Source organism: Kluyvera sp. 1366, assembly GCF_054823405.1.
In genome coordinates this window covers 71,038-97,188 of record NZ_JBTRDW010000012.1, presented here as the reverse complement: position 1 = coordinate 97,188, position 26,151 = coordinate 71,038, and the positions used below count along the sequence as shown (strand labels likewise).

At 56.6% G+C, this 26,151-nt stretch carries 26 protein-coding genes; 14 read left to right on the top strand and 12 right to left on the bottom strand.

The genetic code is table 11. The features are described from left to right. Positions 1–223 precede the first annotated feature (223 nt). The 3 genes from fpr (at position 224) to tpiA (ending at position 2,555) form a co-directional block, all read left to right on the top strand. Positions 224–970: a ferredoxin--NADP(+) reductase gene (gene fpr, locus ACVLVH_RS22125; protein WP_110868182.1), complete on the top strand. Its 747-nt coding sequence runs from the start codon at positions 224–226 to the stop codon at positions 968–970. Positions 971–1,076: 106 nt separating this feature from the next. Then, the gene (locus ACVLVH_RS22120; protein ID WP_192237041.1) at positions 1,077–1,667 is read left to right on the top strand and encodes a YiiQ family protein; all 591 of its coding nucleotides are present in this window, start codon (positions 1,077–1,079) and stop codon (positions 1,665–1,667) included. 120 nt (positions 1,668–1,787) lie between these two features. Continuing rightward, the gene (tpiA, locus tag ACVLVH_RS22115) at positions 1,788–2,555 is read left to right on the top strand and encodes a triose-phosphate isomerase (protein ID WP_008109693.1); all 768 of its coding nucleotides are present in this window, start codon (positions 1,788–1,790) and stop codon (positions 2,553–2,555) included. Positions 2,556–2,638: 83 nt separating this feature from the next. On the opposite strand, the gene ACVLVH_RS22110 is transcribed toward tpiA, so the two are convergent. The 5 genes from ACVLVH_RS22110 to ACVLVH_RS22090 form a co-directional block, all read right to left on the bottom strand. Beyond that, on the bottom strand, positions 2,639–3,397 hold the full coding sequence (locus tag ACVLVH_RS22110) for a CDP-diacylglycerol diphosphatase (protein WP_101760648.1): 759 nt from the start codon (positions 3,395–3,397) through the stop codon (positions 2,639–2,641). 63 nt (positions 3,398–3,460) lie between these two features. Then, the gene (gene hisD, locus ACVLVH_RS22105; RefSeq protein ID WP_498950034.1) at positions 3,461–4,759 is read right to left on the bottom strand and encodes a histidinol dehydrogenase; all 1,299 of its coding nucleotides are present in this window, start codon (positions 4,757–4,759) and stop codon (positions 3,461–3,463) included. Further along, positions 4,756–5,910 carry a nuclear transport factor 2 family protein gene (locus ACVLVH_RS22100; RefSeq protein ID WP_309832628.1) on the bottom strand — a complete coding sequence of 385 codons (1,155 nt, stop codon included), beginning with the start codon at positions 5,908–5,910 and terminating at the stop codon, positions 4,756–4,758. The genes hisD (ACVLVH_RS22105) and ACVLVH_RS22100 overlap by 4 nt, the downstream gene beginning before the upstream one ends. A 152-nt stretch (positions 5,911–6,062) precedes the next feature. After that, positions 6,063–7,031 carry a nuclear transport factor 2 family protein gene (locus tag ACVLVH_RS22095; protein WP_110868187.1) on the bottom strand — a complete coding sequence of 323 codons (969 nt, stop codon included), beginning with the start codon at positions 7,029–7,031 and terminating at the stop codon, positions 6,063–6,065. After that, positions 7,031–8,098 carry a LacI family DNA-binding transcriptional regulator gene (locus ACVLVH_RS22090; protein WP_101760652.1) on the bottom strand — a complete coding sequence of 356 codons (1,068 nt, stop codon included), beginning with the start codon at positions 8,096–8,098 and terminating at the stop codon, positions 7,031–7,033. The genes ACVLVH_RS22095 and ACVLVH_RS22090 overlap by 1 nt, the downstream gene beginning before the upstream one ends. Positions 8,099–8,396: 298 nt before the next feature. Here ACVLVH_RS22090 and ACVLVH_RS22085 point away from each other — a divergent pair, with 298 nt between their 5' ends. The 8 genes from ACVLVH_RS22085 to ACVLVH_RS22050 all read left to right on the top strand — a co-directional run bounded on the left by ACVLVH_RS22085 (position 8,397) and on the right by ACVLVH_RS22050 (position 17,047). Next, on the top strand, positions 8,397–9,632 hold the full coding sequence (locus tag ACVLVH_RS22085; RefSeq protein WP_312462285.1) for an MFS transporter: 1,236 nt from the start codon (positions 8,397–8,399) through the stop codon (positions 9,630–9,632). After that, positions 9,629–10,930 (top strand): amidase, encoded by a 1,302-nt coding sequence (locus ACVLVH_RS22080; RefSeq protein WP_312462286.1) that lies wholly within the window; start codon positions 9,629–9,631, stop codon positions 10,928–10,930. The genes ACVLVH_RS22085 and ACVLVH_RS22080 overlap by 4 nt, the downstream gene beginning before the upstream one ends. A gap of 170 nt (positions 10,931–11,100) precedes the next feature. Further along, positions 11,101–12,420 carry a histidinol dehydrogenase gene (gene hisD / locus ACVLVH_RS22075; protein ID WP_101760655.1) on the top strand — a complete coding sequence of 440 codons (1,320 nt, stop codon included), beginning with the start codon at positions 11,101–11,103 and terminating at the stop codon, positions 12,418–12,420. 10 nt (positions 12,421–12,430) lie between these two features. Then, positions 12,431–13,192: an SDR family NAD(P)-dependent oxidoreductase gene (locus tag ACVLVH_RS22070; RefSeq protein WP_280172213.1), complete on the top strand. Its 762-nt coding sequence runs from the start codon at positions 12,431–12,433 to the stop codon at positions 13,190–13,192. Positions 13,193–13,202: 10 nt separating this feature from the next. Then, positions 13,203–14,384 (top strand): MFS transporter, encoded by a 1,182-nt coding sequence (locus ACVLVH_RS22065; protein WP_158238591.1) that lies wholly within the window; start codon positions 13,203–13,205, stop codon positions 14,382–14,384. A gap of 2 nt (positions 14,385–14,386) precedes the next feature. Further along, positions 14,387–15,103 carry an alpha/beta fold hydrolase gene (locus ACVLVH_RS22060; protein ID WP_192415324.1) on the top strand — a complete coding sequence of 239 codons (717 nt, stop codon included), beginning with the start codon at positions 14,387–14,389 and terminating at the stop codon, positions 15,101–15,103. Next, positions 15,085–15,867 (top strand): HpcH/HpaI aldolase family protein, encoded by a 783-nt coding sequence (locus ACVLVH_RS22055; protein WP_192415322.1) that lies wholly within the window; start codon positions 15,085–15,087, stop codon positions 15,865–15,867. Before ACVLVH_RS22060 ends, ACVLVH_RS22055 begins: the two co-directional genes overlap by 19 nt. Positions 15,868–15,877: 10 nt before the next feature. Next, positions 15,878–17,047, top strand: a complete 1,170-nt coding sequence (locus tag ACVLVH_RS22050; protein WP_192415320.1) for a cupin domain-containing protein — start codon at positions 15,878–15,880, stop codon at positions 17,045–17,047. Between the two features lie 45 nt (positions 17,048–17,092). Here the strand turns inward: ACVLVH_RS22050 and ACVLVH_RS22045 are convergent, their stop codons facing one another. The 4 genes from ACVLVH_RS22045 to cpxP form a co-directional block, all read right to left on the bottom strand. Then, positions 17,093–18,082, bottom strand: a complete 990-nt coding sequence (locus ACVLVH_RS22045) for a sulfate ABC transporter substrate-binding protein (RefSeq protein ID WP_192415318.1) — start codon at positions 18,080–18,082, stop codon at positions 17,093–17,095. 146 nt (positions 18,083–18,228) lie between these two features. Further along, positions 18,229–19,191: a 6-phosphofructokinase gene (pfkA, locus tag ACVLVH_RS22040; protein WP_101760662.1), complete on the bottom strand. Its 963-nt coding sequence runs from the start codon at positions 19,189–19,191 to the stop codon at positions 18,229–18,231. A 209-nt stretch (positions 19,192–19,400) separates the two neighbouring features. Then, the gene (gene fieF, locus ACVLVH_RS22035; RefSeq protein ID WP_110868197.1) at positions 19,401–20,303 is read right to left on the bottom strand and encodes a CDF family cation-efflux transporter FieF; all 903 of its coding nucleotides are present in this window, start codon (positions 20,301–20,303) and stop codon (positions 19,401–19,403) included. A gap of 202 nt (positions 20,304–20,505) precedes the next feature. Then, positions 20,506–21,018, bottom strand: coding sequence for a cell-envelope stress modulator CpxP (gene cpxP, locus ACVLVH_RS22030; RefSeq protein ID WP_101760664.1), 513 nt, complete (start codon positions 21,016–21,018; stop codon positions 20,506–20,508). 150 nt (positions 21,019–21,168) lie between these two features. Between cpxP and cpxR the strand changes: the two genes are divergently transcribed. From cpxR to trmL, 3 genes are read left to right on the top strand one after another with little or no spacing between them, the layout of a single operon-like run. Continuing rightward, on the top strand, positions 21,169–21,867 hold the full coding sequence (gene cpxR, locus ACVLVH_RS22025; RefSeq protein WP_007885339.1) for an envelope stress response regulator transcription factor CpxR: 699 nt from the start codon (positions 21,169–21,171) through the stop codon (positions 21,865–21,867). Further along, entirely contained in the window at positions 21,864–23,240 is a 1,377-nt protein-coding gene (gene cpxA / locus ACVLVH_RS22020; protein ID WP_101760665.1) for an envelope stress sensor histidine kinase CpxA, read from the top strand. Before cpxR ends, cpxA begins: the two co-directional genes overlap by 4 nt. 35 nt (positions 23,241–23,275) lie before the next feature. After that, entirely contained in the window at positions 23,276–23,749 is a 474-nt protein-coding gene (trmL, locus tag ACVLVH_RS22015) for a tRNA (uridine(34)/cytosine(34)/5-carboxymethylaminomethyluridine(34)-2'-O)-methyltransferase TrmL (protein WP_101760666.1), read from the top strand. Here the strand turns inward: trmL and cysE are convergent. The 3 genes from cysE to secB form a co-directional block, all read right to left on the bottom strand. Further along, positions 23,746–24,561, bottom strand: coding sequence for a serine O-acetyltransferase (cysE, locus tag ACVLVH_RS22010; protein ID WP_007885334.1), 816 nt, complete (start codon positions 24,559–24,561; stop codon positions 23,746–23,748). The two genes, trmL and cysE, sit on opposite strands and share 4 nt — an antisense overlap. 69 nt (positions 24,562–24,630) lie before the next feature. Then, positions 24,631–25,650: an NAD(P)H-dependent glycerol-3-phosphate dehydrogenase gene (gpsA, locus tag ACVLVH_RS22005; RefSeq protein ID WP_101760667.1), complete on the bottom strand. Its 1,020-nt coding sequence runs from the start codon at positions 25,648–25,650 to the stop codon at positions 24,631–24,633. Next, on the bottom strand, positions 25,650–26,114 hold the full coding sequence (secB, locus tag ACVLVH_RS22000; protein ID WP_101760668.1) for a protein-export chaperone SecB: 465 nt from the start codon (positions 26,112–26,114) through the stop codon (positions 25,650–25,652). The genes gpsA and secB overlap by 1 nt, the downstream gene beginning before the upstream one ends. Between the last annotated feature and the right edge of the window lie 37 nt (positions 26,115–26,151).

Here is a 26,151-nt window from a genome sequence, read left to right as displayed (position 1 = left end):
CGGCAAAAATATCAGGATTCAGTGACAAATCGAGAGGCGCGGGCAAAGCTGTATGTCTCAAGCCGTCAAGCTGTTTGTCCAGATTGTAAACCGCCCGCTACAGTTGCTGATCTGTGCGCTGCGTTTGTCGCTGAGAGCCCTTTACAGGGTACCGGGCTGGAAATTTATCGGATGGATAACGATGATAATCATGTGCCTGAATATTCAACACTAAGGAGTGAGCATGGCTGAGTGGATCAATGCTGAAGTGAAAGAGGTAAAAAACTGGACCGACGCACTGTTCAGCCTGCGCGTTGCAGCGCCGATTGATACCTTTACCGCGGGACAATTTGCCAAGCTGGCTCTGGAGATTGACGGTGAGCGCGTGCAGCGTGCCTATTCGTACGTCAACGCGCCGCAGGATCCGCTGCTGGAGTTTTATCTGGTCACGGTGCCGGAAGGCAAACTGAGCCCGCGTTTGCAGGCGCTGCAGCCCGGCGAGCAGGTGATGATCACTAAAGAGGCGGCGGGTTTCTTTGTGCTCGACGAAATTCCAGATTGCCAAACGCTGTGGATGCTGGCGACCGGCACGGCGATCGGCCCCTATTTATCGATCCTGCAACAGGGCGAGGATCTGGATCGTTTCGACAATATTGTGCTGGTACACGCCGCGCGCTTCGCCGATGACCTAAGCTTCCTGCCCTTGATGCAGGCGTTGCAGCAGCGCTATCAGGGCAAGTTACACATCCAAACGGTGGTGAGCCGCGAAGAGATCGCCGGTTCGCTGCACGGCCGCGTACCGCAGTTGATTGAAAGCGGAGAACTGGAGCGTGCGGTTGGCTTGCCGCTGACGGCAGAAACCAGCCATGTGATGCTGTGCGGCAATCCACAGATGGTGCGCGATACCCAGCAGCTGCTGAAAGATACGCGTGAGATGCGCAAACATTTCAAACGCAAACCCGGCCACATGACCAGCGAGCATTACTGGTAATCGGCGCGGAGCGAATAATCTGAGATTTTTCCCAGTGTGGGTTTTGACTTTGCCCGGTAAAAACCGTTCTAATCGTGGGCTAAGTGAATGATTTAGGGCCGAAGCAATGAACAACCTGCCAGTCGCGCTGCTGCTTGGCCTCGCACTGACATTTCCCGCCTGGGCGGACGATGCAGCCGCGTTGGATCGTAGCGATCATCTGCCTGCAGCGCCCTATCTGCTCGCGGGTGCGCCGACGTTCGATATGACCGTTGCTCAGTTCCGTGAGAAGTACAACGCGGCTAATCCCAATGCATTGCTACAGGAGTATCGCGCGATTGATAGTCGCGGCGATAAAAGCAATCTGACGCGTGCCGCCAGCAAAATCAGCGAAACGCTGTATGCCTCAACCGCGCTGGAGCAAGGCACCGGCAAAATCAAAACCCTGCAAATCACCTGGCTGCCGGTTCCCGGTCCCGATATGAAAGCCGCGCAGGCTCGCGCCATGGATTACATGACCGCCCTGCTGCGCTTCTTCATTCCCGGCTTGTCGCCCGAAGAGGGGCGTAAAAAACTCGATTCCCTGCTGAGCGCCGGTAAAGGTGCGCGCTATTTTGCCCGCACCGAAGGTGCATTGCGTTTCGTGGTGGCAGACAACGGCGACAAGGGTTTGACCTTCGCCGTTGAGCCGATAAAACTGGCGCTCGCGACGCCCTGATCGCACCGGCAAAAATGACGAAAAGCAAAGCCAGCAACACATTTGATCTCTATACTGTCTCGCAGACATCGCTGCCCGATGGCAGCGCTATTTCATGAATCGCGTTATGCGGAGGAAAGAATGCGACATCCACTGGTTATGGGTAACTGGAAACTGAACGGTAGCAAGCAGATCACCAAAGAGCTGATTGAAGGCCTGCGCAAAGAGCTGTCTGGTGTTGATGGTTGTGGCGTCGCGATTGCACCGCCAGCCATCTATCTGGACCTGGCGAAACACGCCATTTCCGGTAGCCACATTGCTCTGGGTGCTCAGAACGTTGACGTTAATCTGTCTGGCGCATTCACTGGCGAAACTTCCGCAGACATGTTGAAAGACGTTGGCGCGAAATACATCATCATCGGCCACTCTGAGCGCCGCACCTACCACAAAGAGAGCGACGAATTCATCGCGAAGAAATTTGCCGTAGTGAAAGAAGCGGGTCTGGTGCCGGTTCTGTGCATCGGTGAAACTGACGCAGAAAACGAAGCGGGCAAAACGGAAGAAGTGTGCGCACGCCAGATCGACGCCGTGCTGGAAACGCAGGGCGCCGCGGCGTTCGAAGGCGCAGTCATCGCTTATGAGCCGGTTTGGGCTATCGGTACCGGAAAATCAGCGACGCCAGCGCAGGCTCAGGCGGTGCATAAATTCATTCGTGACCACATCGCGAAGAAAGATGCGGCTATCGCTCAGCAAGTGATCATTCAGTACGGTGGTTCGGTCAACGACAAAAACGCCGCTGAGCTGTTCACCCAGCCAGATATCGATGGCGCGCTGGTTGGCGGTGCTTCACTGAAAGCGGATGCTTTTGCGGTAATCGTGAAAGCGGCAGCAGCAGCGAAAAACGCGTAACTTAGCGTTTAGATGCAGATTAAGGCGGCTGATTAGCCGCCTTTTTTATTGGCCGCTATTAATTGCGTCCCTACGAAAAAGGGTTATTGCGGCAATATGCTGCAATTATGATCCTGCAGCTCTTCCGCCGAACCGCTGTTCAGTTTCAGCCAGTTACGTTCCAGCGCCAGCAGCGCTAAACGGCCATCCGGCAGCTGTGCCAGCGCCAGGCCATATTTCCCCATCTCGCTGCGCGCATGCGGCACTTCATCCGCCAGACGGATAAACGCACTCTGCTGCGCCAGCTCTTGCTTAGAAAGCGCCCGCACCAGATAACCATGCTTGCGCAGCGTTTCACTCTGCCACTGCGCATTCAGTCTCGGTGCCAGTGCATCCAGCTGCTGGCGCACATCCGGACGCAGACAGGAAATATGAATATGCAACTGATTCTGCGTACGCCCGTATTGCGCATTGATGGCCAGCGACAGCGCGCTATCGGGGATCGGCGCGCCGTGCCTTTGCGCCAGTAATGCGCGCTGTTGCCAGGCTTCGGCAAACAGATTTGGCGTCGCGGGTTCAAGAATGATGGGACTTTCCATGCCGGTGATTTTTTCGATCGGCATCAGCAGATACTGCAAAGGCCCGTTGAGATCTTTCAGCGTGACGTAGCCCTGCGCGCTATTCACCTGCTGGCATGGCGCTGGGTTGCCCGTCGCCGCCATATTCGGCACGCACTTTTCGCTGATGATCTGCCATAAGGCGTTAGAGTTTTTATGGAAATGGATGGCGCCGGCGATCAGTCCGACAATCAACAGCACCAATAAAGCGGTAAGTAACTTCAGGGTACGACGACTGCCCTGCATAGCCCGATTCCTCTGTTCATCACCTGCCAGCATCCTCGCCTGGCAGGTGATGAAAGTCACGGACTAATCCTCCGCGCCACGCAGGATGGCGTCGAGTTTTTCTGGCTGCAAACGAATCTGCGCTGCACGACGATGCGCCTGCATCCCTTCGGTACGGCTCTGGCGCACCGCAGGAGCAGCGATGGCGGCGATGCCCTGATCGTCAATCCATTGATGCGTGCAGGTTTTCAGATACGCACCGACCCACAATCCGCCGGTGTAACGTGCCGCCGCCATGGTGGGCAGCGTGTGGTTGGTGCCGCAGCATTTATCAGAAAACACCACGCTGGCGTTTTGCCCGATAAACAGCGATCCGTAATTGCGGATGCGCGCCGCCAGCGCATGGGGATCGCGCGCATGGATTTGCAGATGCTCAGTGGCGATCTCATCGGTGTACGCCACCATCGCATCCTCGTCGGCACAGAGAACAATTTCGCCCTGACGCTGCCACGCCTCACCAGCCGTTTTCGCCGTCGGCAAGGATGCCAGCTGCGCCTCAATTTCCCGCAATGTTGCATGCGCCACGCGCTCGCTGGTGGTCGCCAGCCCAACACGCGTGCGCACGTCATGCTCCGCCTGCGCCAGCAGATCCGCTGCCAGCACGCGCGGATCAGCACTGTCATCGGCGACGATAAAGATTTCGCTCGGTCCCGCCAACGCATCAATACCCACTTTGCCAAATACCTGACGCTTCGCCTCATTGACGAAAGCGTTGCCCGGCCCGACGATCTTGTCCACCGCCGGCAGCGATGCGGTGCCGTATGCCATCGCGGCAATGGCCTGCGCACCACCAACTTTGAAAATGCGGTGCGCTCCGGCCAAGTGGCAAATTGCAATCATTGCCGGATGAGCGCCCGGCGGCAGACAGGCGATGATGTTATCGCAGCCCGCCACCACCGCTGGCACGATAGACATCACCGGCGCGGAGAGGATCGGATAGCGTCCGCCCGGCACATAGCAGCCCACGGTTTCAATCGGGATGATGCGATGCCCCAGATGAACGCCCGGCAACGTCTCAATCTCCAGCGGCTGCAAGGTGGCGCGCTGCGCTTCGGCGAAGCGGCGCACCTGCGTAATGGCAAACTCACTGTCCTGGCGGGTTTGATCGGCGAGTTGCGCCAGCGCCTGCTCGATCTCTGCTGCCGAAACTTCCAGCTGCTCCGGCGCGACACCATCAAATTTCTGCGAATAATCACGCAGTGCCGCGTCTCCGCGCTGACGCACGTTGCTAATAATGTCGCTCACGGTGGCGATCAGGCTGGCATCCGCCTGCGCATCCTCGCCCGCGGCTTGCTTGATAAACTGCACGCGTTGTTTGCTCATACTTCCGTCTCCGCCAGTTGTCCCAATTTGATCTGCGCCAGCATCGCCAGGTGATCGTAAACCACCCATTCATCAACAATTTTGCCGTTTACTACGTGATAATGGCTCATGCCCATCACCAGCAGACGCTGTCCCGTCGGTTTACCCAACTCGCCGTAGCCAAGATGATGCCCTTCCATTACCCAGCGCACCGCCACTTTGGTGCCGCCCTCTTCACATGGATTGGAGCAGATATGCTGCGGCATCCATGCGCCGTCCGGGATCATGCCGATCAGCGCCAGCGTCTGATGGATCACCGATGCCTGACCATACAGCTCTTTCATCAAAGGGCCGTGCCACTGCACATTGCTGGCGTAAACCTCTTTCACTTTGCCCAGCATGCGTTTGTTGTAAATCTCGTGCAGCCAGCCCAGCACCTGCGCCTCGGTATCACTGTGCGCCAGCGTGTAATCCGGATCGCTTTCTGGCGGATACTGGCCGAGCAGACGACGGTTTTCGCCAATCTCCGTCAGTCGGAAACCCTTATCAAACTGCTCTTTCGCCATGTTGTACGCGATCTGGTCGGTATCCAGCCCCAATTGACGCATCAGCGACATGTTGTCGCTCACCACCCATTCGCGGTAAATCTTGTTTTCCAGAATCATGCAGTCCGCCACGGTGCGCGTGGTGAAGGTGCGGTTGGTGGGTTTACCGTATTGGCTTGATTGTGTATGGCGGCCGCTACCGGTGACCAGATGCGAGGTGTAGAAGCCGTCCACGTCGTTGCCGTTCCAAATCACCTGCGTTGCCATGCCGCGGCGTTCCGGGAAGGCGACCAAACGTTGCAAGGTATCGAGCACCACTTGTTCACGGGTATAAATGGTGCCCAATGCGTTGTATAACACGCAGTTATGGGTGTAATGGCTGTAGATCAGCCCGACATCGCGCTCATCCCAGATCTTGTGGGTACAACGCACAATGTAATCAACGATATCGGTATAGCAGGGATCGAAACCGCGCATTGGCTGCACCCGCGCACGGTTTTCTGGAACCAGATCGACAAAATCCCGTCGCTCAACCTGCAAAACCGGTTCGGCCTGGGTGCGTGCTGAGGTTTTTTCTGCGCTCTTTTCACTGGCGGTGGCTTTATTAGCCGTGTCCGTTGTAGACATAAACACTCCTGCTTTTGACGAATTAAGGGTGAGCGCGGTCCTCGCAATCAAGCGCTGCCGATTCACCCGGCTGAATTCAGGGTGCAGAACGCCGTCGGTAATTAAGGGATTAATTACCGTGACGTGATGCGTTATTTAAAAGTGCTGATTAATCAGCTGAGTAGCTGTAACCAGATTGAGAGTTCATCGATACCTAAATATTCCCGCATGATGACGCCATCACGTAATTCCAAATGAGAAATACCGGAAATACACACTGGCTTGCGCGACGGCGGACCAAACTTTCCGTAGCCGTCATGCCAGCTCAACAGTGACCAGCGCAGGCTGATGCGCACCGGTTCGTTGGCATCGCGGCGCACCACCAAATGATGCAGCTGCGTTTCGCTGTCAGCGAATGAGGCGCGATAGCCGGAAAGGAAGCTGCCAATCTCCTGCTCGCCGGTAAAGCTGCTGTGGCCCGGTCCGTGCAAGGTGGCGGCAGGATGATAAACACCTGGCACCACGCCGCTGTTGCCGCCGGCCCACATGCTGAGATAGCGCTCAATCAAACCCGCGATGGTTCCTTCGGCATCATCGCCATCCGGGCCGCCAGCCCAACGCGCTTCCAGCTCTTCGGGCGCGGGCATCTCCAGCCCTTGTTGCTGGCGCATCTGCGTTAGATGCTGGGCAAACTCCGCCACGTTGGTACCAATCTGCGCAAGAATGCCCGCGCGATCCTGCAGCAGCCACTCTTGCTCCACCAGCCCATCACGACAAATACGATCGGCGAAAGTACGTACCCAAACCGTTTTGCCACTCGGCGCGCCAAAGAAGCCTTCGCCCAGATGCTGAATACGTGCCTGCGTGCGCTGCGAGGCGTACCAACAGGTATCGCCTTCACGCGCGGTGAGAATATCTTCGGTCAGCACCTGACGCTGCGGGAAGCAATGTAACGCTTCCAGCGTCAAACGCATGAAATCGCTGAGTTCGGTCAGGCGCTTTTCCGGCGTGTGAAATACCACCGGCGTGGCGTAGAAATCAGCCAGTTGCCCGATATCCTTCTGCTCCCATACCACGTGGGTTAACGTCAGAATAAACTGCTGAATAGAATCAAACTGGGGACTGAAACCCGGCAATCGCATTACTCAACCTCCTCTGAACGAAATAGCAGCTGGCCGTTCTCTTCTACCACGCCGTGACGCGGACGCCGCGCGGAGTGGCGTACTACCAACGTGCCGGGAATAACAATTTGCTCGGGTGCCATCACCGCGCTGTCGATTTGCTGCATTAGCAGGCCAATGGTGCGTTGCACCATCACTTCAACCGGCTGACAGATAGACGTCAGCGCATACGAAGGCCAGCCCGCTGGACCAACATCGTCATAACCCACCACCGACACATCCTGCGGAATGCGCAGACCAAACTCGTAACGCGCCACATCCATAACCGTCAGCGCCATATGATCGTTGACGGCAAACACCGCATCGGGCGGCGTGCCGCTGCTGAACAATTGACGCGCCGCCTGTGCGGTTTGCTCGCTGTCGTTTTGACCCGCTAATACCGTGACGTCGATGTTGCGCGCGCGCAATGCCTCGCGAAAACCGTCCAGCCGTAGCTGATTTACCGAAGCGTTGTCCGCCCCGGTGATGCAGGCAAAGCGTTGATGTTCGCCTGCCAACAGAAATTCGGCGATCTGACGTGCGGCGGCACGGTTATCGGTATTCACGCTTGACGCCATTTCGCTTTCGGCGGTGCGGTTGAACAGCACCACCGGAATGCCCGCGCCGTGGCACTCTTCGGATAACGCATCGGATAACGCGCCGGATGCCAGCACAATGCCATCCACGCGGTACTGCATGATCTGATCGAAAATGCGGTCAACATTGCTATCCCGATCGCTGACGAACAGCAGCAGATGGTAGTTAAGCGCATCCAGTTCACGCCCCAGCGCTTCCAGCACATGGGGATAAAACGGATTATCGAAACAGGAGATCACCACACCAACGATGCGCGAACGTGCGGTGTTCAGCGATCGCGCCAACGCGTTGGGTCGATAACCCAACTCACGGGCAGACTGCAGCACCTTTTCACGCGTGGCCGGTGAAATACTGGCGCCCGGCGTGAAGGTACGCGATACCGCAGACTGTGAAACGCCGGCGTGCTGCGCAACTTGTTGTGAGGTCACTGGACCGAAGGTCTTACGTTTCATGGCGTTATCTTCCTGTTTAGCACACTGATGCACGGGTGACTGCCGGGCATTGTAGCCAATTTCATCAACCGGACTCACCTGCTTCGGTGTGTGTTTTTTACTCTTACACCTTTTTTGCATGCGTATGCAACACTCAATAACTTTTTTTTCACATTGCCAAGCACGCACTTTACAAACATGAAATCATTTCGTAACTTCGGCCGTTGAATACGTATTCAATGCATGCAACATAACCGACCCGGACTCAGGATGAAACCCGCGTTTTTAGTCACTTATCTGTGTTGATAAGAGGTTTAACATGTTTCGAGCACTGTTTAGCCGTCCCGAGCTGTTGACGTTTTTCACCATGAGCGTGCTGTTTTTTATCTGCATTCACGGCTTCGATGCCTTCATGGCGCCTTACATGGTGAGATTAGGCATTGAACCGCAAACCATCGGCATGATCATGGGCGCCTCTGGTTTGGCGTCGCTGTGTATCCGTTTTCCGCTCAGCGTCATCTCTGACGTGATGAAAAATCGCAAAGTGTTTATGCAGTTCGCCCTGCTGCTGCCGGTGATTGCCTGGCCGCTGGCATGGATGTTCCCCGCTGCGCTGACATTCTGGCTGGCCAAGCTGGCCTGCGGCATCGCTGCCGCGAGTTGGGTGCTCTACAACATCATTTTCATCCGCTATTTTCGTCGTGACGACGCGCCGGCTGCAGTGGCGCTGTTGGCATTGGCCGGGCCGATTGGCGTATTTATTAGCAATGCCATTTGCGGTGCCGTTGCCCTATGGCTGGGCAGTACGCAGGCGTTTTTTGTGCCAGCGATTGCCGGTTGCCTGGCGCTGCTTCTCAGCCTGCGCGTTCGTGAAGAGGAAGATAGCCACAAAGCGCCGCACCTCAAAGCCTGTATCGACAGCGCTAAACGCCAGCTAGCGGACCGCTCAATTTGGTTTATTGGGCTGCTGGCGACGGTGGTGATTTTGGTCCCGTTTGCCACTCGCGACACGCTCACGCCCATATACGCTCAGCAGTTAGGTGCCAAGGCGGGCACGCTGGCAGTGCTGAGTAATATCCACTTGTTGTTTTATGGTGTGGCCGTGGCATTGTGCAGTTCAGTGTTTTATCAGCGGCTGGGCTTGGTTAACACCGCGCTGGTGGGCATCGGATTACAAATCATCTCGTCAATTTTCGTCCCCTTGACCAGCAACATGTGGCTGATTTACCTGTGGCAAGCTCTGGCCGGTTTTTCCTTTGGCATGGCGTTTGCCGTGTTTATGTCCTTAAGCGTGGTTAACACTTCGGAACATGAACAAACCACCCGGATGGGGCTGTTTCAAACCATTTATTCGTGCGGCATGTTTTTCGGCCCGGTGCTGATGGGCGTGTTGTTGCAACACGTCAATGTCTACGCGGGTTATTGGGTGATTGGTGGCTTGTGTCTGATCGCTGGCGTGTTAACACCGCTAGCGGCAAAACGGGTGCAGCAGCGTCAGTTGCCGCCAGCGGCACGTGAAGCGAGCGGCATGCTGTCGCAGGATGCGGTGAAATGAGTGCCGCGCGTCTGCAACCGCAGCGCAACAGTGCGGAAGAGGTTGAACGCCGCTTAGCCGCTATCAACGCAGGTCGCGCGCTCAACGCGATTATCAGTATTAATCCCCAGGTGATGAAAGAGGCACAGCGCTGCGATCGCTTATGGCGTAGCGGCGCGCCGGTTGGCGTGCTGCACGGCATTCCGCTGGTGATAAAAGATAATATTGATTGCGTCGGCATGGCTACCACGCTCGGCTGCCGGGCGCTGGCCGAAGCACAGCCACGTGAAGATGCGCGCGTAATTGCACGCCTGAGAACTGCGGGTGCGCTGATTCTCGCCAAAGCGAATCTGTCTGAGTTCGCCTTTGACGTACGTTCGCGCAGTTCGCTCGGCGGCGATGTGCGCAATCCCCTGAATCCACAGCTGACCGCCGGTGGCTCAAGCGGCGGCAGCGCAGCGGCGGTGGTGGCCGGTATGGCGGATGCGGCACTCGGCAGTGATACTGGCGGATCGATCCGCATTCCCGCGGCATGGACCGGTCTGGTGGGACTGCGTCCGGCATTTCGCCGCCGCCAGCTGCGCGGCGTCGCGCCGCTTTCGCTCAGCAAAGACACCGTTGGGCCGATGACATGGTGCGTGGCTGATGCGGCGCTGCTGCATCAGGTAACGCATGGGCTGCCGGTGCGCCCGCTAGCGCAGCGAACCTTGCGGGGTGTGCGGCTGGGCATGGTTAGCGATCTGCCAGGCGATGATGACGCGCAACGTCAGGCATTAGCACAGGCTTTCTCTCGTCTGCGGCGGGCGGGCGCCACACTAATTCCGCTGCGGTTACCGCTATCATCGCGCGTGGCGCAGGAACCTTGTCTCAGCCTGCGCGAATTCCATCCGGCGATGTCCCGCTGGCTAAGCAAAATGGACCATGCGCCTGCTTCGCTTTCGGATCTGCTGGCACGAGGCGAACATCTCGCCGAGTTCGATGAACTGCTGCAATTACACCTCACGCGCAGCGCGCTGGTGTGTGCCGCATGGCGCGAGCAACGCCGTTTTCAACGCCATTTGCGTCAGCAACTGCAACAGCAGATGCAGGATCAGCGGCTGGATGCGCTGATTTATCCCACCAGCCAGCGCACTCCGATTTCACTGGAGAAGATGCCGCCGGGCTGGGCGCCGGAGCTGGCGGCCATCAGCGGCTTACCCGCCGTAACGTTGCCGTTTGGTCAATTGACTAACGGTTTGCCGCTGGGGCTGGAACTGCTCTATCCAGCGCCTGATGAAGAAGCATTGCTGGCGCTCGCTTTGGCGATAGAGCGACTGTAAAACCAGAAAATTCATCATGTTAATCCCCGTTCTGCGGGGCTTTCTGCTGCCTGCAATTTGAAAAAACTGCGCACATTCTCACTTTTCATCTTTTCCCCTTTCAGCCTCTTTACGCTCTTTGCATACGTATGCAAACCTGATTAACAGCAATCAATGATGAGGAAATGAGCATGGCAATCTGGTTAAAACAGGCGGCAGCGAAAGCAGAACGCCAACAGCAGCAACAGCGCGTTCGCAGCGATGTGGAAGCAGTGCTGGCGCAAATTGAAGCGCGCGGCGATGACGCGGTGCGCGAACTCTCGATTAAGTTCGATGGCTTTGCCCGCGATGATTTCCGCTTAACGCCGCAGGAGATCAATGCCTGCCTGCAACAGCTGACCAAACAAGATATTCGCGACATCGAATTCGCTCAGGAGCAGGTGCATAACTTCGCTCAGGCGCAAAAAAATTGCCTGACCGATTTAGCGATTGAAACGCGTCCGGGCGTGATACTTGGCCATCGCAACATTCCCATCAGCAATGTCGGCTGTTACGTGCCGGGCGGCAAATACCCGCTGCTGGCTTCGGCGCATATGTCGATCATTACCGCCAAAGTCGCAGGCTGCGATCGCATCGTGAGCTGCGCCCCGCCGTTTCACGGTAAACCGGCTGCAGCCATTGTTGCGGCGCAGTCGATGGCCGGCGCCGACGAGATCTATGCGCTCGGCGGCATTCAGGCGGTGGGCGCCATGGCGATTGGTACTGAGCGGATTGCGCCGGTCGATATGTTAGTCGGGCCGGGCAACGCGTGGGTGGCCGAAGCCAAACGCCAGCTGTTTGGCCGCGTTGGCATCGACCTGTTCGCTGGCCCTACCGAAACGCTGGTGATCGCCGATGACAGCGTTGACGGCGAACTCTGCGCGACCGATCTGCTCGGCCAGGCGGAACATGGCCCCACCTCACCCGCGATTCTGCTGACCTGCTCGCGCCAGCTGGCGCAGGAGACCGAGCGCTATATCCACCAGCTGTTGCTGCAACTGCCTACCGCCGATGTGGCGCAACAAGCCTGGCACGATTATGGCGAAATCATTCTCTGTGCCGATCACGACGAGATGCTGGCAGAAGCCAACCGCATCGCTTCTGAACACGTGCAGGTGATGACCGATCGCGATGACTGGTATCACCAGAACATGCGCAATTACGGCGCGCTGTTTCTCGGGCCGCGTACCAATGTGGCTTATGGCGACAAGGTGATCGGCACCAACCATACGCTGCCCACGCTGGGTGCATCGCGTTATACCGGCGGCTTGTGGGTGGGCAAATTTATGAAAACCTGCACCTGGCAGCGCGTCACCAGCGATGCGGCTTCGGCAGAAATCGGCGCTTACTGCTCGCGCCTGGCGCTGCTGGAGGGCTTTGCCGGTCATGCTGAACAGGCCAATATCCGCGTGCGCCGCTACGGCCAGCAGGAAGTGGCCTACGCCGCACCCGCGCCGGTTACGGTGAAATAAGGAGGCGCGCATGGTTCCGACTACCCCTTTATTTCGCCTGGATGGACAGCGCGCGCTGGTGACCGGCGGCTCGCGCGGTATCGGTTTTGCCGCCGCTATCGCGCTGGCCGACGCCGGAGCGCAGGTGTGGATTGCCGCGCGCGACGCCGATCGCCTGGCGCACGCCTTGCAGCAGGCGGCGAGCGCCGGCCTGACATTGCATCCGCTGCCGCTCGACGTCTGCAACACGCACGCGGTGCGCCAGACACTGCACGATTTGCCGAGCTTTCATGTGCTGGTCAACAGCGCCGGGCTGGCGCGCCATCAGCCGTTTAGCGAGGTCAGCGAAGCCAACTTTGATGCGGTGATGGACGTCAACCTGCGCGCCACGTTTTTCCTGTCGCAGCAGGTCGCAGCCGGTATGCAGGCCGCCAGACACGGCGGCAGCATTATCCATCTCTCTTCGCAGATGGCGCACGTCGGCGGCCCGCAGCGCAGCGTCTACTGCGCATCAAAAGCGGCGCTGGAAGGGCTGACGCGTGCCATGGCGCTGGAGCTGGGACGCGACGGCATTCGCATCAACACCTTGTGCCCCACCTTTATCGAAACCGAACTGTCGCAGGCCTCGCTGGCGGATGAAGCGTTTCGCCAGCAGACGCTGCGCCGCATTCAGATTGGTCGTCTTGGCACGCTGGAAGATGTGATGGGGCCGGTGGTGTTTCTGGCATCACCGGCCGCAGCGTTGATCACCGGCAGCGCGCTGAAGGTGGATGGCGGCTGGACGGCTTATTGAGGAACTCATTATGAAAGCGTTATTGCGTCGTGATGTGCTGCTGTTTTTCATTATTAGCTTGCTGTTTTTTATCAGCATTCACGCCTTTGATCCGTTTCTCGCCCCCTACATCATGTCGCTGAATGTCGAGGCGCGCGTGATGGGAATCATCATCGGCGCGACCGGATTGGCCTCGATGCTGTTGCGTTTTCCGACCGGCATTCTGTCGGACCGCTTTCGCCGCCGCAAACGCATTATCCAGATTGGCTTGTTGTTTACGCTTATCGCCTGGCCGGTGGTTTACCTTTGGCCGACACCGGAAACACTGTTTATCGCCAAGCTCGCCGATGGCGTCACCAGCGCGACGTGGGTGGTGTATAACGTGATGTTCGTGGCTTACTTCCCGCCGCTGGAAGCCGCCGCCGCGATCGCCATGCTGAGCGTCACCTCGCCGGTAGGCACTTTTATCGGGATTTCGGTGGCGGGATTTATTGCCCGTCATTTCGGTGCCGAATCGAGCTTTTTGGTGGCGTCCGCTGCCGCGCTGCTGGCTTTTTTGCTAACGTTCTTTATCCGTGAAAAACGCCCGGAAGCGATGCCCACGGCGCAACGTCTCTCTGCGGTTCGCACTCAGCTGCGTGATCCTTCGGTGTGGTATCTCGGCGGACTCTGTGCGCTGGTGATGATGGTGCCATTTGCCACACGCGACACGCTGACGCCGCTACTGGCAGAAGGCTTTGGCATGGCGGCCGCTTCGCTGGCGACGCTAAGCGGCATCCATCTGTTCTTCTATGCGCTGGCCACCGCGCTGTGCGCGCCCTTCTTCTATCGCCTGCTGGGCTTACGCAACACGGCAATTATCGGCGGCGTGCTGCAAGGGGCCGTAGCGATAGCCATGCCTTACGCGCCCAATATCTGGCTGCTGTATGGCTTGCAGGCGCTGGCGGGCTGTGCCTTCGGCATGATCTCCACCGTGCTGAATTCGCTGATCGTCACCCGCACGCCTGCCTGGCAGCAATCCACTCGCGTTGGGCTATATCAAAGCATCTACTCCGCTGGGATTTTCTTTGGCCCGGTGCTGGTCGGCTACATCAAATACTACTTCGCGATGCAGCAGGGCTTTATGGTGATTGGCATTATTTCATTGCTGTCGCTGCTGCTGGTGCGCCATGTGATGCGGATGGTGAATGCCCGTCCTGTGGCGGAGGGCTAATCATGTCACTGCCTTTGGTGTTACTGGGCGGTACCTTGTGCGACGGCGCGTTGTGGCAACCGCTTTGCCGCCATCTACCGCAGCAGCCGATGATCATTCCCGAGATGAGCGGTGCTGACAGCGCCGAACAGCTCGCGGCGCAACTGCTGACTGACTTGCCGGCGCGCTTTTTACTGGTGGGATTCTCGCTGGGTGCGCTGGTGGCACTGGAGATGCAGGCGCAAGCCGCGCAACGCATCGCGGGCCTCGCGCTGCTGGCGGTGAATCCGTTGGCGGATGCGCCGGTCAACGCTGCGGGACGTATTGCCTTGCTTGATCGAGCTGCGAAAAACGGTATGCGATCGGTGATTGAGCAACTCTGGCCGCGCTATGTGCATGCATCGCGGCTGGCGGATCGCGAGCTGCTTGGCGCGCTGGTGACGATGGCAGAACGCAGCAGCGTTGAGCGCTTTCGTCAACAGACCGCCATCGCCATACAACGTCGCGATTTACGGCATACCTTACCGGCGCTGCAGGCACCGCTGTTGATCCTCAACGGCGACAGCGACGCCATCTGCACCCCCGAACACCATCACCTGCTTGTCAAAGCGGCTCCCGCCGCACGCCACATCACGCTTGAACAGTGCGGACACTTTCTGCTGCTGGAGCAGCCGCAAGCCTGTGCCCGCGCGCTGCAAACCTGGATTAAGAGGAGTGAATTATGCGTATCAACCCTTTAAAACAACGCCGCGGACCGATTATTAACGGCTGGCTGGCGATCCCCAGCAGCTACAGCGCCGAGATTGCCGGACATCAGGGCTTTGATGCCGTCACCGTTGACCTGCAACATGGCCTGATCGATTTCGCCGCCGCACTCAGCATGTTGCAGGCGCTATCCTCCACACCCGCGACGCCGCTGGTGCGCGTCTCGCACAACGAGCCGGCGCAGATTATGCGCATGCTGGATGCCGGCGCCTACGGCATTATCTGCCCGATGATCAACGATGCCGCCGAAGCGCAGCAGTTTGTCGATGCCTGCCGCTATGCGCCGCAAGGTTCGCGCTCGTTTGGTCCAGCGCGTGCGCTGCTGTATGGCGGCAAAGATTATCCGCAGCATGCTAACCAGCAAATTCTGACGCTGGCGATGATTGAAACACGCGCGGGGTTGGCCAATCTTGATGCCATTCTCGACGTCGAGGGATTGGACGGCGTGTTTATCGGCCCCAACGATCTGTCCCTTACGCTCACCGGCCAGGCCAGCGCCGAATCGCAGCATCCTGAGATGTTAAATGCCATTGAACGGGTGCTGAGCCGCACCCGCGCCGGCCACAAACTGGCCGGTATTTTTTGTACCAGCGGAGAAGCCGCCGCACAGCGCATCGCACAGGGCTTTCAGTTGGTGACCCCCGCCAATGATGTGATGCAGCTAACGCATGCCGCACGCCACGCTGTCGCCACCGCGCGCGGTGAGGCGTTGCCTGTTCGTTCTGGTTCGGGTTATTGAGGAGAAGAAGATGAAACAGCAAACATTGTCCGCTACAGCAGCACGTGCGCGCCTGATCGCGCCGCAAGATATGGTGTCGTGCAATCTGGCGTTTATCGACTGCAAACTGCCGGGTTCGCATCTCAAGCAGAATTACTCATTTATCGGGCCGGGCGTGACGCAGTCGTCTGAGCAGGTGATCAATATTCCTGAAGCGCACGGTTTTAACATTGGCGCGGCAGCGATGCCAAAAGGCGTGACCAATAATCTGCATCTGCATTTCACTGCCGAAGTCTTCCTGATCCATGAAGGCCGCTGGCGTTTCCGCTGGGGGAATAAAGGCGAAGAGTCGCTGGAGCTCGACGCTCCGGCGATTGTCAGCCTGCCCACCTGGATTTTCCGTGGCTTCACCAATGTGTCGGCTACCGATACCGATGGCTGGGTATTTACCGTGCTGGGCGGCGATAACACCGGCGGCATTATCTGGCATCCCGATGTGATGTCGGCGGCGGCGGAGTATGGACTCTATCTCAGCCCCAATAACATGCTGATCGATACCTCAACCGGCGCGGCGATCCCGCCGGTTGCAGAGCGTATGCCGCCGCTGCCCGAGGCGGAGATGGCGCATTTACAGCATTTTACGCCCGAGCAGATGGCGCAGTTTGCCGTCACCGGTGAGCAGCGCGCCTGGAGCGAACACGCGCTACTGGATGCCATGTTGCCGGGTCACGGTGCGCGTATGGCACCCGTTATCGGCTATGGCATCAATCAGGATCGTCAGGTCGCTCCGCCCATCAACACGCCACACGGCTTCTCGGTAGAGTGGCTGGCTTTGCCAAAAGCGGGCGAAATGGGTACGCATCGCTGCGCACAGGTGCAAGTACTCATGGTGTTTAAAGGCACGCTTACTGTGACCTTCAATCGTGATGGTGAAGAAGTGACGATGACAGCGCCGGAGCGTTCGGTGATTTCCGTGCCGGCAGGCAGCTGGCGTCGCTATCAGGCACCCGATCATGCGTGTGAAGTGGTGATTACCACTGCGGGTGACGGACGGAAAAAACTGGAATGGGATAAAGCGATTGTCGATGCCGCTGCTGCGTTAGGTTGGGGGCTGGATCCAGATGGCTATCTGGTACGTCAGGCATTGTTGCCGCTGGTGGCCCAGCGTGCCGGTCGGCGGTTGGCGACGCAAGAGGCGTAATGGTATGTAAAAAGGTCGCCATAAATGGCGACCTGACGATGTACGTTATGGCTTCATCACCTGGTCGTAGCTGCCGCCATCGGCGAAGTGGGTTTTCTGGGCTTGCGTCCAGCCACCAAACTTGTTGTCGATAGTGAACAGTTTTACCGGGGCGAATTTATTGGCAAATTTCTCCGCAACGGCTTTATCACGTGGACGATAGAAATTTTCCGCCGCGATAGTCTGACCTTCCGGCGAGTAGAGATACTTGAGGTAATCTTCGGCTACTTTGCGGGTGCCCTGCTCGTCAACCACTTTATCCACTACCGAAACCGTTGGCTCCGCCAGAATCGATTCGCTTGGGGTGACGATCTCAAACTTATCTTTACCCAGCTTATTTACCGCCAGATAGGCTTCGTTCTCCCACGCTATCAGCACATCGCCAATGCCGCGTTCCACGAAGGTGTTAGTGGCACCACGTGCGCCGGAATCCTGCACTTCTACGTTCTTAAACAGCGATCTCACGTAAGCCAGCGCTTTGGCTTGATCGCCGTTGTTCTGATCCAGCGCCCAGCCCCATGCAGCCAGATAATTCCAGCGTGCGCCGCCTGACGTTTTCGGGTTTGGCGTGATGACGGAAACGCCCGGTTTGATCAGATCTGGCCAATCATGAATGCCTTTCGGGTTGCCTTTGCGCACCAGGAACACGATGGTTGAGGTGTAGGGTGCGGAGTTGTCCGGCAGGCGTTTAATCCAGTCTTTATTGATACGACCACGGTCAGCAATAGCATCGACATCAGATTGCAGCGCCAGCGTAACCACATCAGCACGGATGCCATTGATCACTGAGGTTGCTTGTTTACCTGAACCGCCGTGTGACTGGCGAATCACCACGTTGTCGCCGGTTTCCTGCTTGTAATGCGCGCTAAACGCTTTGTTGTACTGCTCGTACAGCTCACGGGTTGGATCGTAAGAGACGTTTAACAGCTGAATATCCTTTGCCAGAACACTGGTTGAAGCCAGTAACAGGGTGACACCAATACTCCACTTATTCATTGCTTGCTCTCCCGAGGTCGTTATAGAACAAGACTGACACAAACTTATCCACGGATTAAAGAATTAAAAATAAGCTGTTATAACCGCACGGAATATGAGCAGGCATAAAAAAGGCGCGAATCGCGTCGCGCCTTGATGCTGAATAATCAGTAGAGTTTTTTCGCGGTATCCAGCCAGTCGCGTTTGAATGGACGCTTCATATTTTCAATCGCATCGATGATGTCGTGATGCACCATCTTCTCGTTCTGAATACCGACGCAGCGGCCGCCGTAGCCTTGTAGCAGCAGCTCGATGGAGTAGGAACCCATGCGCGAGGCCAGAATGCGGTCATAGGCACAAGGTGCGCCGCCACGCTGAATGTGACCGAGAACGGTAGCGCGGGTTTCGCGTTTGGTTTCAGCTTCGATGAAGTGCGCCAGATCGTCGATATCGCAGATGTGCTCGGTGATCGCCACGATGGCGTGCTTTTTACCTTTGGCAATGCCGGCTTTGATTTCAGCAACCAGCTCTTCACGGGTATACGGGATTTCAGGCAGCACGATGAACTCGCAACCACCGGCAATCGCTGCCGCCAGAGTTAAATCGCCGCAGTAACGGCCCATCACTTCCACGATGGAGATACGCTGGTGGGAAGATGAGGTGTCACGCAGGCGGTCAATCGCTTCAACCACGGTTTCCAGCGCAGTGAAATAACCGATGGTGTAATCAGTACCTGCTACGTCGTTATCAATGGTGCCAGGCAGGCCGATGCACGGGAAGCCCATTTCAGTCAGGCGCTTGGCACCCATGTAGGAACCATCACCGCCGATAACCACCAGCGCATCAATACCACGCTTTTTCATGTTATCAATCGCGGTCTGGCGCACTTCATCGTTGCGGAATTCTGGGAAGCGGGCGGAACCGAGGAAGGTGCCGCCGCGGTTGATCATGTCTGACACGCTGTAGCGGTCAAGGTTGATCATGCGATCTTCGTACAATCCCAGATAGCCGTCGTAAATACCAAAAACTTCCAGTCCTTCACTCAGCGCGGAACGTACAACTCCGCGAATGGCTGCGTTCATGCCTGGGGCGTCGCCGCCGCTGGTCAGTACTCCGATTTTTTTGATCATGACAACCTCTGGATTGTTCAAAAACTAAGGATTATTCCTGCCATGTGTCCGGCGTGGACCAGCTCGCGATCGCATGGCTTAATAGTTGCAAAATAGTATATCAAACGCTTGATGCTGAATTGATTCAGGTCAGACAAGTTTTCGCTAATTTTTTACAGAGTTGTTAGCGTTACGTCACTTTTTTTGTGTAATTGCATGATTTTAAATCGCTAACCTTGAAAAAATCCGTGTTGATTGCTCGGCACAACAGAACAGGGATCTTGATGAATGATGACGTCCGAGCCGGGAAACCTCTTGAGTAACGCCTGCTCAATTTGATCGGCCACCTGATGGGCCTGCACCAGCGGCAGCTGATCTTCCATCTCCAGATGCAGCTGGATAAAACGCGTGGGGCCCGATTGTCGCGTGCGTAATGCATGCGCGCCGCGTACGCCCGGCCAGTTGGTCACCACGTTGATAATCTCCTGCGTTTCATGCTCGGGCAAAACACGATCCAACAGCGCCTGTACCGCGTCATAACCCATCCGCAACGCGTTATAGAGAATGTAAACGCCGATGCCGAGCGCGAACAACGCATCCGCCCGTACAAAACCATAGCTGCTCAAACCGAGGGCGACCAATATTGCGCCGTTCATCACCACGTCAGATTGATAGTGCAGCATGTCTGCGCGAATCGCCTGGCTGCGCGTGCGTCGCACCACCCAGCGCTGGAAGGCAACCAACGTCAGGGTTGAAAACAGCGCAATCACCGTCACCACAATGCCCACCAGCGGCGCATGTAAGGTTTCGGGCGAGGCCAGATGCTGAATGCCGGTGAGAAACAGAAACAGCGCCGAGCCGGAGATAAACATGCTTTGCGCCAGCGCGGCCAGGGATTCGGCTTTACCGTGGCCGAAGGTGTGATCGTCATCGGCCGGCTGCAGTGAATAGCGCACTACCAGCAAATTGGTTAGTGAAGCGGCGATATCCACCAATGAATCCACTAACGCCGCCAACATACTGACTGAACCGGTATGCCACCAGGCGAAAATTTTCACGATTAACAGCAACGTCGCCAGCGTAGTTGCCGCCAGCGCCGCCCGATTAACTAACTTTGCATAGGAAGAATCCATGCTATGCCTCGTCGGATCGCACGCTTCATAGGTGCGGCCTTTAGGTCTCAAGATGGCTAAAGTTTATCATCGGCATAAGTGTGCTGCGTGATTGAATTTTAAGGCAATGATGTTAGAGAGAAATGACAGGCAAAAAAAACCCCCGCATCATGCGGGGGAAGACAGGGATGGTGTCTATGGCAAGGAAAACAGGGATACTATGTTACTGGTTACTGCTGGTACTACTCACTGCTTGCAGCGGTGATGATGGCTGCAATCCTGAGAGCCGACGAACTTCAGCTAATCGTCGCTCATAATTTTTCTGCAATGTCGCTTGCTGTGCAGGCGTTAGCAGGTGATACATCTGATTACGAACCCGAGCCATCTCGACTTGCTGTTCTACCGCTGCGCGGGCTTGTTTCTCTGCCTGCTGTCGGATAGCCGATTCGTTAAATTTGTCTGCAATGACAAGGTCATGCATAGTTTCTATATCTTGAACGCTGATTGTTGGGCGTTCGTGTCGCGCTTGCTGCATCAGGTCTCGCATCTGTTGCCGCTGTTGTTCAGTCAGCTCAATGCCATCGAACATGTAGCTTTGCGGATTTTGCGTCATACTGCCTGTCGTCAATCCGCTGTTCGGATGCATCTCGTCAATCGTCGTCGTGTCTGCTGCTTCGGCGCTGGCGTGACTGAGAACCATCGCTGAGGCAATGACGACGGCGGTTAAGTAGCGCATCGTTAACTCCCAGTTCGTTCCGTTTTGCGATTCAACGAGAGCCAGTGTACGGCGGTGGCTGCAAACATCCGTCAGGGGGTGTAAAAGTACGTAAAGCGTTGGATTGCAAGTCAAGGAACACGGTATTTTGCCTGCGGAGGGCAATAAAAAATGAATAAAATCCTGTTGGTTGATGACGACCGCGAATTAACTTCGCTGCTTAAAGAACTGCTTGAGATGGAAGGTTTTGAAGTCATTGTGGCAAGCGATGGTGAGCAGGCGCTTAACCTGCTAGACAACACCGTGGACTTGCTATTGCTTGATGTGATGATGCCGAAGAAGAATGGTATCGACACTTTGAAAGAACTACGCCAACAGCACCAAACTCCGGTCATTATGCTGACTGCACGTGGCAGCGAACTGGACCGCGTTCTGGGCCTTGAACTGGGTGCAGATGACTATCTGCCTAAACCGTTTAACGATCGTGAACTGGTAGCACGTATTCGTGCCATTCTGCGCCGTTCAAACTGGAGCGAGCAGCAACAGCAGCACGATAACAGCTCACCCACGCTGGAAGTCGACTGCCTGCGCCTGAATCCGGGTCGTCAGGAGGCCAGCTTCGACAGCGAAACTTTGGACCTCACCGGCACCGAGTTCACCCTGCTCTATTTGCTGGCACAGCATCTGGGTCAGGTAGTATCGCGTGAGCACCTTAGTCAGGAAGTGTTGGGCAAACGTCTGACACCGTTTGACCGCGCTATCGATATGCACATTTCTAACCTGCGTCGTAAATTGCCGGAACGTCGTGATGGTCATCCGTGGTTTAAAACCCTACGCGGACGCGGCTATCTGATGGTTTCGGCATCATGATTGGAAGTTTAACCACCCGCATCTTCGCCATCTTCTGGCTCACGCTAGCGTTGGTGTTGATGCTGGTTCTCATGGTGCCTAAACTCGATTCGCGCCAGATGACCGCGTTACTGGAAAGCGAGCAACGTCAGGGCACCATGATTGAACAGCACGTTGAAGCGGAGCTGTCTCAGGATCCACCCAACGACTTAATGTGGTGGCGTCGCCTGTTCCGCTCCATCGACAAATGGGCGCCGCCTGGTCAGCGTTTGTTATTGGTGACCAGCGAAGGCCGGGTGATTGGCGCGCAGCACAATGAAATGCAGATCATCCGCAACTTTATTGGGCAGTCGGATAACGCCGACCACCCACAAAAGAAAAAGTATGGCCGCGTGGAGATGGTTGGACCTTTCGCGGTCCGCGATGGCGAAGACAACTATCAGCTCTACCTGATTCGTCCTGCCACCAGCTCGCAGCTCGATTTCGTTAATCTGCTGTTTGACCGCCCGCTACTGCTGCTGATTGTCACGATGCTGATCAGCTCGCCGCTGCTGCTGTGGCTGGCGTGGAGCCTGGCGCGCCCCGCGCGCAAACTTAAATATGCGGCGGATGAAGTGGCAAGCGGCAATTTGCGCCAGCATCCGGAACTGGAATCGGGGCCGCAAGAGTTTCTGGCTGCGGGTTCCAGTTTCAACCAAATGGTGAGCGCGCTCGAACGCATGATGACGGCGCAACAGCGTCTGCTATCCGATATCAGCCATGAATTGCGTACGCCGTTAACTCGCTTGCAGCTGGCAACCGCGCTCCTGCGTCGCCGTAACGGTGAAGGCAAAGAGCTGCAGCGCATTGAAACGGAAGCGCAGCGTCTGGATGGCATGATTAACGATCTGCTGGTGCTGTCGCGAACGCAGCACAATAACGCGCTGGTTAGCGAAGCGATGAAGGCCAATCAGCTTTGGAATGGCGTGCTGGAAGATGCCAAATTTGAAGCCGAGCAGATGGGCAAACTGATGGAAGTGCCCTATCCGCCTGGCCCGTGGCCGCTGTACGGTAATCCCCATGCGTTGGAGAGTGCGCTGGAAAATATCGTGCGTAATGCGCTGCGCTATTCGAATTCGCACATCAGCGTCAGCTTCTCGGTGGATATTGCGGGCATCACCATTCATGTCGATGATGATGGTCCAGGAGTCAGCCCAGAAGATCGCGAGCAGATTTTCCGTCCGTTCTACCGCACCGATGAGGCGCGCGATCGTGAGTCAGGCGGCACCGGATTAGGCCTGGCGATTGTCGAAACCGCCATCCAGCAGCATCGCGGCTGGGTTAAAGCGGATGACAGCCCTCTTGGCGGTTTACGCCTCACGCTGTGGCTGCCGCTGTACTCCGCCCGTCAATAATTTGTTATGCTTCGGCCCTCGTTTCTGGGGGCCTTATGCTAAACATTGTCTTATTCGAACCTGAAATTCCGCCAAATACCGGCAACATCATTCGCTTGTGCGCAAATACCGGTTTCCAGTTACACCTGATTGAACCGCTGGGCTTTGCCTGGGATGACAAGCGCCTGCGCCGCGCCGGGCTGGATTACCACGAATATACCGCCTTGAAAAAACACGCCAATTACGCAGAATTTCTGGCAACAGAAACGCCACAGCGCATGTTCGCCCTCACCACCAAAGGAACGCCGGCGCACAGCGCGGTGAGCTATCAGAAGGGTGATTATTTGGTGTTTGGTCCGGAGAGTCGCGGTTTACCCGCAGAAATTCTCAACGCGCTACCCGCTGAGCAGAAAATCCGCATTCCGATGATGGCGGAGAGCCGCAGCATGAACCTGTCTAATGCAGTATCAGTGGTGGTGTATGAAGCGTGGCGCCAACTCGATTATGCTGGCGCACTGATCAAAGGCTAGATGCCGTCGCCGTACTCAAAGCCTGCGCCGTTGAAGTGCTGATCCATATCCATCGAGGGTTTATCGCTGGTCGGTTTACCGACAATGCGCGCTGGTACGCCGGCCGCCGTGGTATGAGGCGGTACAGGCTGCAGGACAACCGAACCGGCTCCGATTTTTGCGCCGCGCCCCACTTCAATGTTGCCCAGAATCTTGGCGCCGGCGCCAATCATCACACCTTCACGGATCTTCGGATGGCGATCGCCGCTGGTTTTACCAGTACCGCCGAGCGTCACCGATTGCAGAATTGAAACATCATTTTCAATGATTGCCGTTTCGCCGATGACAATGCCGGTAGCATGATCAAGCATGATGCCGCGACCAATGCGTGCCGCCGGGTGAATATCCACGGCAAATGAGACGGAGATTTCGTTCTGCAGATAGACAGCCAGCGCGCGGCGGCCCTCTTTCCACAGCCAATGGCCGATGCGATAAGCCTGCAAGGCGTGGAAACCTTTGAGGTAAAGCAGCGGCGTAGAGTATTTATCAACGGCGGGATCGCGCTGGCGTACAGCCTGAATATCGTAGGCCGCAGAGACAATCATCTCCGGGTCTTCACGATAGGCTTCTTCCACGATTTCGCGAATAGCGATAGCGGGCATGATCGGGTTCGCCAGCTTGTTAGCGAGCATGTAACTGAGCGCGCTGCCGAGGTTTTCGTGTTTGAGCAGTGTCGCATGGTAAAAGCTGGCCAGCATCGGTTCACAGTCGGCCAGGGCTCTGGCTTCGGCTTTGATATGGTTCCAGACCAGTTCTAACTCTTCAGACGACATTGCTGTTTGCTCCCGATAAAAAAAGCGCCTGATGGGGCGCTACAGGTGGTGACGCTGGCGCATCCTGCTTTAGCTTTGGCTGTTTTCGTCCTTCCTTGCACGGCCAAGTAAGGTCAATGCTGCCTCTCGCGCTGATTTTCCGCAATAGAGCACCTGATAAATCTGCTCGGTAATCGGCATTTCTACGCCGACGCGCGCGGCCAATGCTTTGACTTCTTTGGTGTTTCTGTAGCCTTCTACAACTTGTCCGATAATGCGTTGCGCCTCGTCTACGCTCTCGCCTTGCCCCAGCATCATGCCGAAACGACGGTTGCGCGACTGATTATCGGTACAGGTCAGCACCAGATCGCCTAAACCGGCCATGCCCATAAAGGTGGTGGCATCGGCGCCCAGCGCTGCGCCAAGACGGCTCATTTCCGTCAGGCCGCGAGTGATCAAGGCGGTACGCGCGTTGGCACCAAAGCCAATGCCGTCAGAAATCCCCGCACCAATCGCAATCACGTTCTTCACCGCGCCGCCTAACTGCACGCCGATGAAATCCTGATTGTTGTAGACGCGGAAACTTTTGCCGCAGTGCAGCTTCTGCTGCAGGTCTTCAGCGAACTCCGCATCGGTGGATGCCAGTGCGATGGCCGTTGGCATGCCGGCTGCCAGCTCTTTTGCAAAGGTAGGTCCGGAAATCACCGCGAGTGGAATCGCATCGCCGAGGATTTCACGCGCCACATCCTGCAGCAACCGGCCAGTCTCTTTTTCCAGTCCTTTAGTCGCCCAGACAATCCGCGAATCGGCACGCAAATGCGGCTTAAGCTGCGTCAGCACGTCGCCAAATACATGGCTCGGCACGACGACCAGCAGATCGCGACTGGCGTTAACCACGGTTGCCAGATCGGCTTCAGGAACGAGATTATCAGGGAAAGGGACATCGGGCAGGAAAGCGGCATTGCAGCGGTCAGCTTGCAGCTGCGCCACGCTTTGAGGATTGTGGCCCCAGAGCAGAACCGGATGGCCGTTGCGGGCCAGCGTGATGGCCAATGCGGTGCCGTACGAGCCGGCACCGATGACGCTAATTGAAGCGTTGAGTGTAGTCATCAGGCATCCTGATGTGGCGCTTCGCCTTCACCTTGCTGCTGCAGATAGTTCATGAACAGCGCATCAAAGTTCACTGGCGCCAGGTTGAGCTGCGGGAAAGTACCACGAGACACAAGGCTGGTTACGCATTCGCGTGCATACGGGAACAGAATGTTCGGGCAGTACGCGCCGAGGCAATGCGCCATCTGCGTGCCTTCGATACCGCTAATGGTGAAAATGCCCGCTTGCTGTACTTCACACAGGAATGCGGTTTCTTCGCCAACGGTTGCCGTTACGGTAACGCGCAGAACGACTTCAAAAACGCCATCAGCTAACTGAGAAGAGGCGGTGTCCAGATCCAGCTTCACTTCCGGTTCCCACTCTTTCTGGAAAACCTGCGGTGCGTTTGGCGCTTCGTAAGAAACATCTTTGGTGTAAACACGTTGAATCTGGAACTGCATTTCGCTGCTGCTTTGCTCTGACATGTGACTAAATCCTGTGAGTTAAAATTGTCTGACCGAA

Bases quoted from the DNA above. Each gene is read 5' to 3' on its own strand.
- ACVLVH_RS22100 (WP_309832628.1), bottom strand. From the start codon at position 5,910: ATGTCTACAACGGACACGGCTAATAAAGCCACCGCCAGTGAAAAGAGC.
- cpxP (WP_101760664.1), bottom strand. From the start codon at position 21,018: ATGCGCTACTTAACCGCCGTCGTCATTGCCTCAGCGATGGTTCTCAGT.
- ACVLVH_RS22065 (WP_158238591.1), top strand. From the start codon at position 13,203: ATGAAAGCGTTATTGCGTCGTGATGTGCTGCTGTTTTTCATTATTAGC.
- secB (WP_101760668.1), bottom strand. From the start codon at position 26,114: ATGTCAGAGCAAAGCAGCAGCGAAATGCAGTTCCAGATTCAACGTGTT.
- ACVLVH_RS22055 (WP_192415322.1), top strand. From the start codon at position 15,085: ATGCGTATCAACCCTTTAAAACAACGCCGCGGACCGATTATTAACGGC.
- ACVLVH_RS22080 (WP_312462286.1), top strand. From the start codon at position 9,629: ATGAGTGCCGCGCGTCTGCAACCGCAGCGCAACAGTGCGGAAGAGGTT.
- gpsA (WP_101760667.1), bottom strand. From the start codon at position 25,650: ATGACTACACTCAACGCTTCAATTAGCGTCATCGGTGCCGGCTCGTAC.
- fieF (WP_110868197.1), bottom strand. From the start codon at position 20,303: ATGGATTCTTCCTATGCAAAGTTAGTTAATCGGGCGGCGCTGGCGGCA.
- ACVLVH_RS22050 (WP_192415320.1), top strand. From the start codon at position 15,878: ATGAAACAGCAAACATTGTCCGCTACAGCAGCACGTGCGCGCCTGATC.
- ACVLVH_RS22090 (WP_101760652.1), bottom strand. From the start codon at position 8,098: ATGAAACGTAAGACCTTCGGTCCAGTGACCTCACAACAAGTTGCGCAG.
- ACVLVH_RS22060 (WP_192415324.1), top strand. From the start codon at position 14,387: ATGTCACTGCCTTTGGTGTTACTGGGCGGTACCTTGTGCGACGGCGCG.
- cpxA (WP_101760665.1), top strand. From the start codon at position 21,864: ATGATTGGAAGTTTAACCACCCGCATCTTCGCCATCTTCTGGCTCACG.
- cysE (WP_007885334.1), bottom strand. From the start codon at position 24,561: ATGTCGTCTGAAGAGTTAGAACTGGTCTGGAACCATATCAAAGCCGAA.
- ACVLVH_RS22045 (WP_192415318.1), bottom strand. From the start codon at position 18,082: ATGAATAAGTGGAGTATTGGTGTCACCCTGTTACTGGCTTCAACCAGT.
- tpiA (WP_008109693.1), top strand. From the start codon at position 1,788: ATGCGACATCCACTGGTTATGGGTAACTGGAAACTGAACGGTAGCAAG.
- fpr (WP_110868182.1), top strand. From the start codon at position 224: ATGGCTGAGTGGATCAATGCTGAAGTGAAAGAGGTAAAAAACTGGACC.
- ACVLVH_RS22095 (WP_110868187.1), bottom strand. From the start codon at position 7,031: ATGCGATTGCCGGGTTTCAGTCCCCAGTTTGATTCTATTCAGCAGTTT.
- pfkA (WP_101760662.1), bottom strand. From the start codon at position 19,191: ATGATCAAAAAAATCGGAGTACTGACCAGCGGCGGCGACGCCCCAGGC.
- hisD (WP_101760655.1), top strand. From the start codon at position 11,101: ATGGCAATCTGGTTAAAACAGGCGGCAGCGAAAGCAGAACGCCAACAG.
- cpxR (WP_007885339.1), top strand. From the start codon at position 21,169: ATGAATAAAATCCTGTTGGTTGATGACGACCGCGAATTAACTTCGCTG.
- ACVLVH_RS22110 (WP_101760648.1), bottom strand. From the start codon at position 3,397: ATGCAGGGCAGTCGTCGTACCCTGAAGTTACTTACCGCTTTATTGGTG.
- ACVLVH_RS22085 (WP_312462285.1), top strand. From the start codon at position 8,397: ATGTTTCGAGCACTGTTTAGCCGTCCCGAGCTGTTGACGTTTTTCACC.
- hisD (WP_498950034.1), bottom strand. From the start codon at position 4,759: ATGAGCAAACAACGCGTGCAGTTTATCAAGCAAGCCGCGGGCGAGGAT.
- ACVLVH_RS22120 (WP_192237041.1), top strand. From the start codon at position 1,077: ATGAACAACCTGCCAGTCGCGCTGCTGCTTGGCCTCGCACTGACATTT.
- trmL (WP_101760666.1), top strand. From the start codon at position 23,276: ATGCTAAACATTGTCTTATTCGAACCTGAAATTCCGCCAAATACCGGC.
- ACVLVH_RS22070 (WP_280172213.1), top strand. From the start codon at position 12,431: ATGGTTCCGACTACCCCTTTATTTCGCCTGGATGGACAGCGCGCGCTG.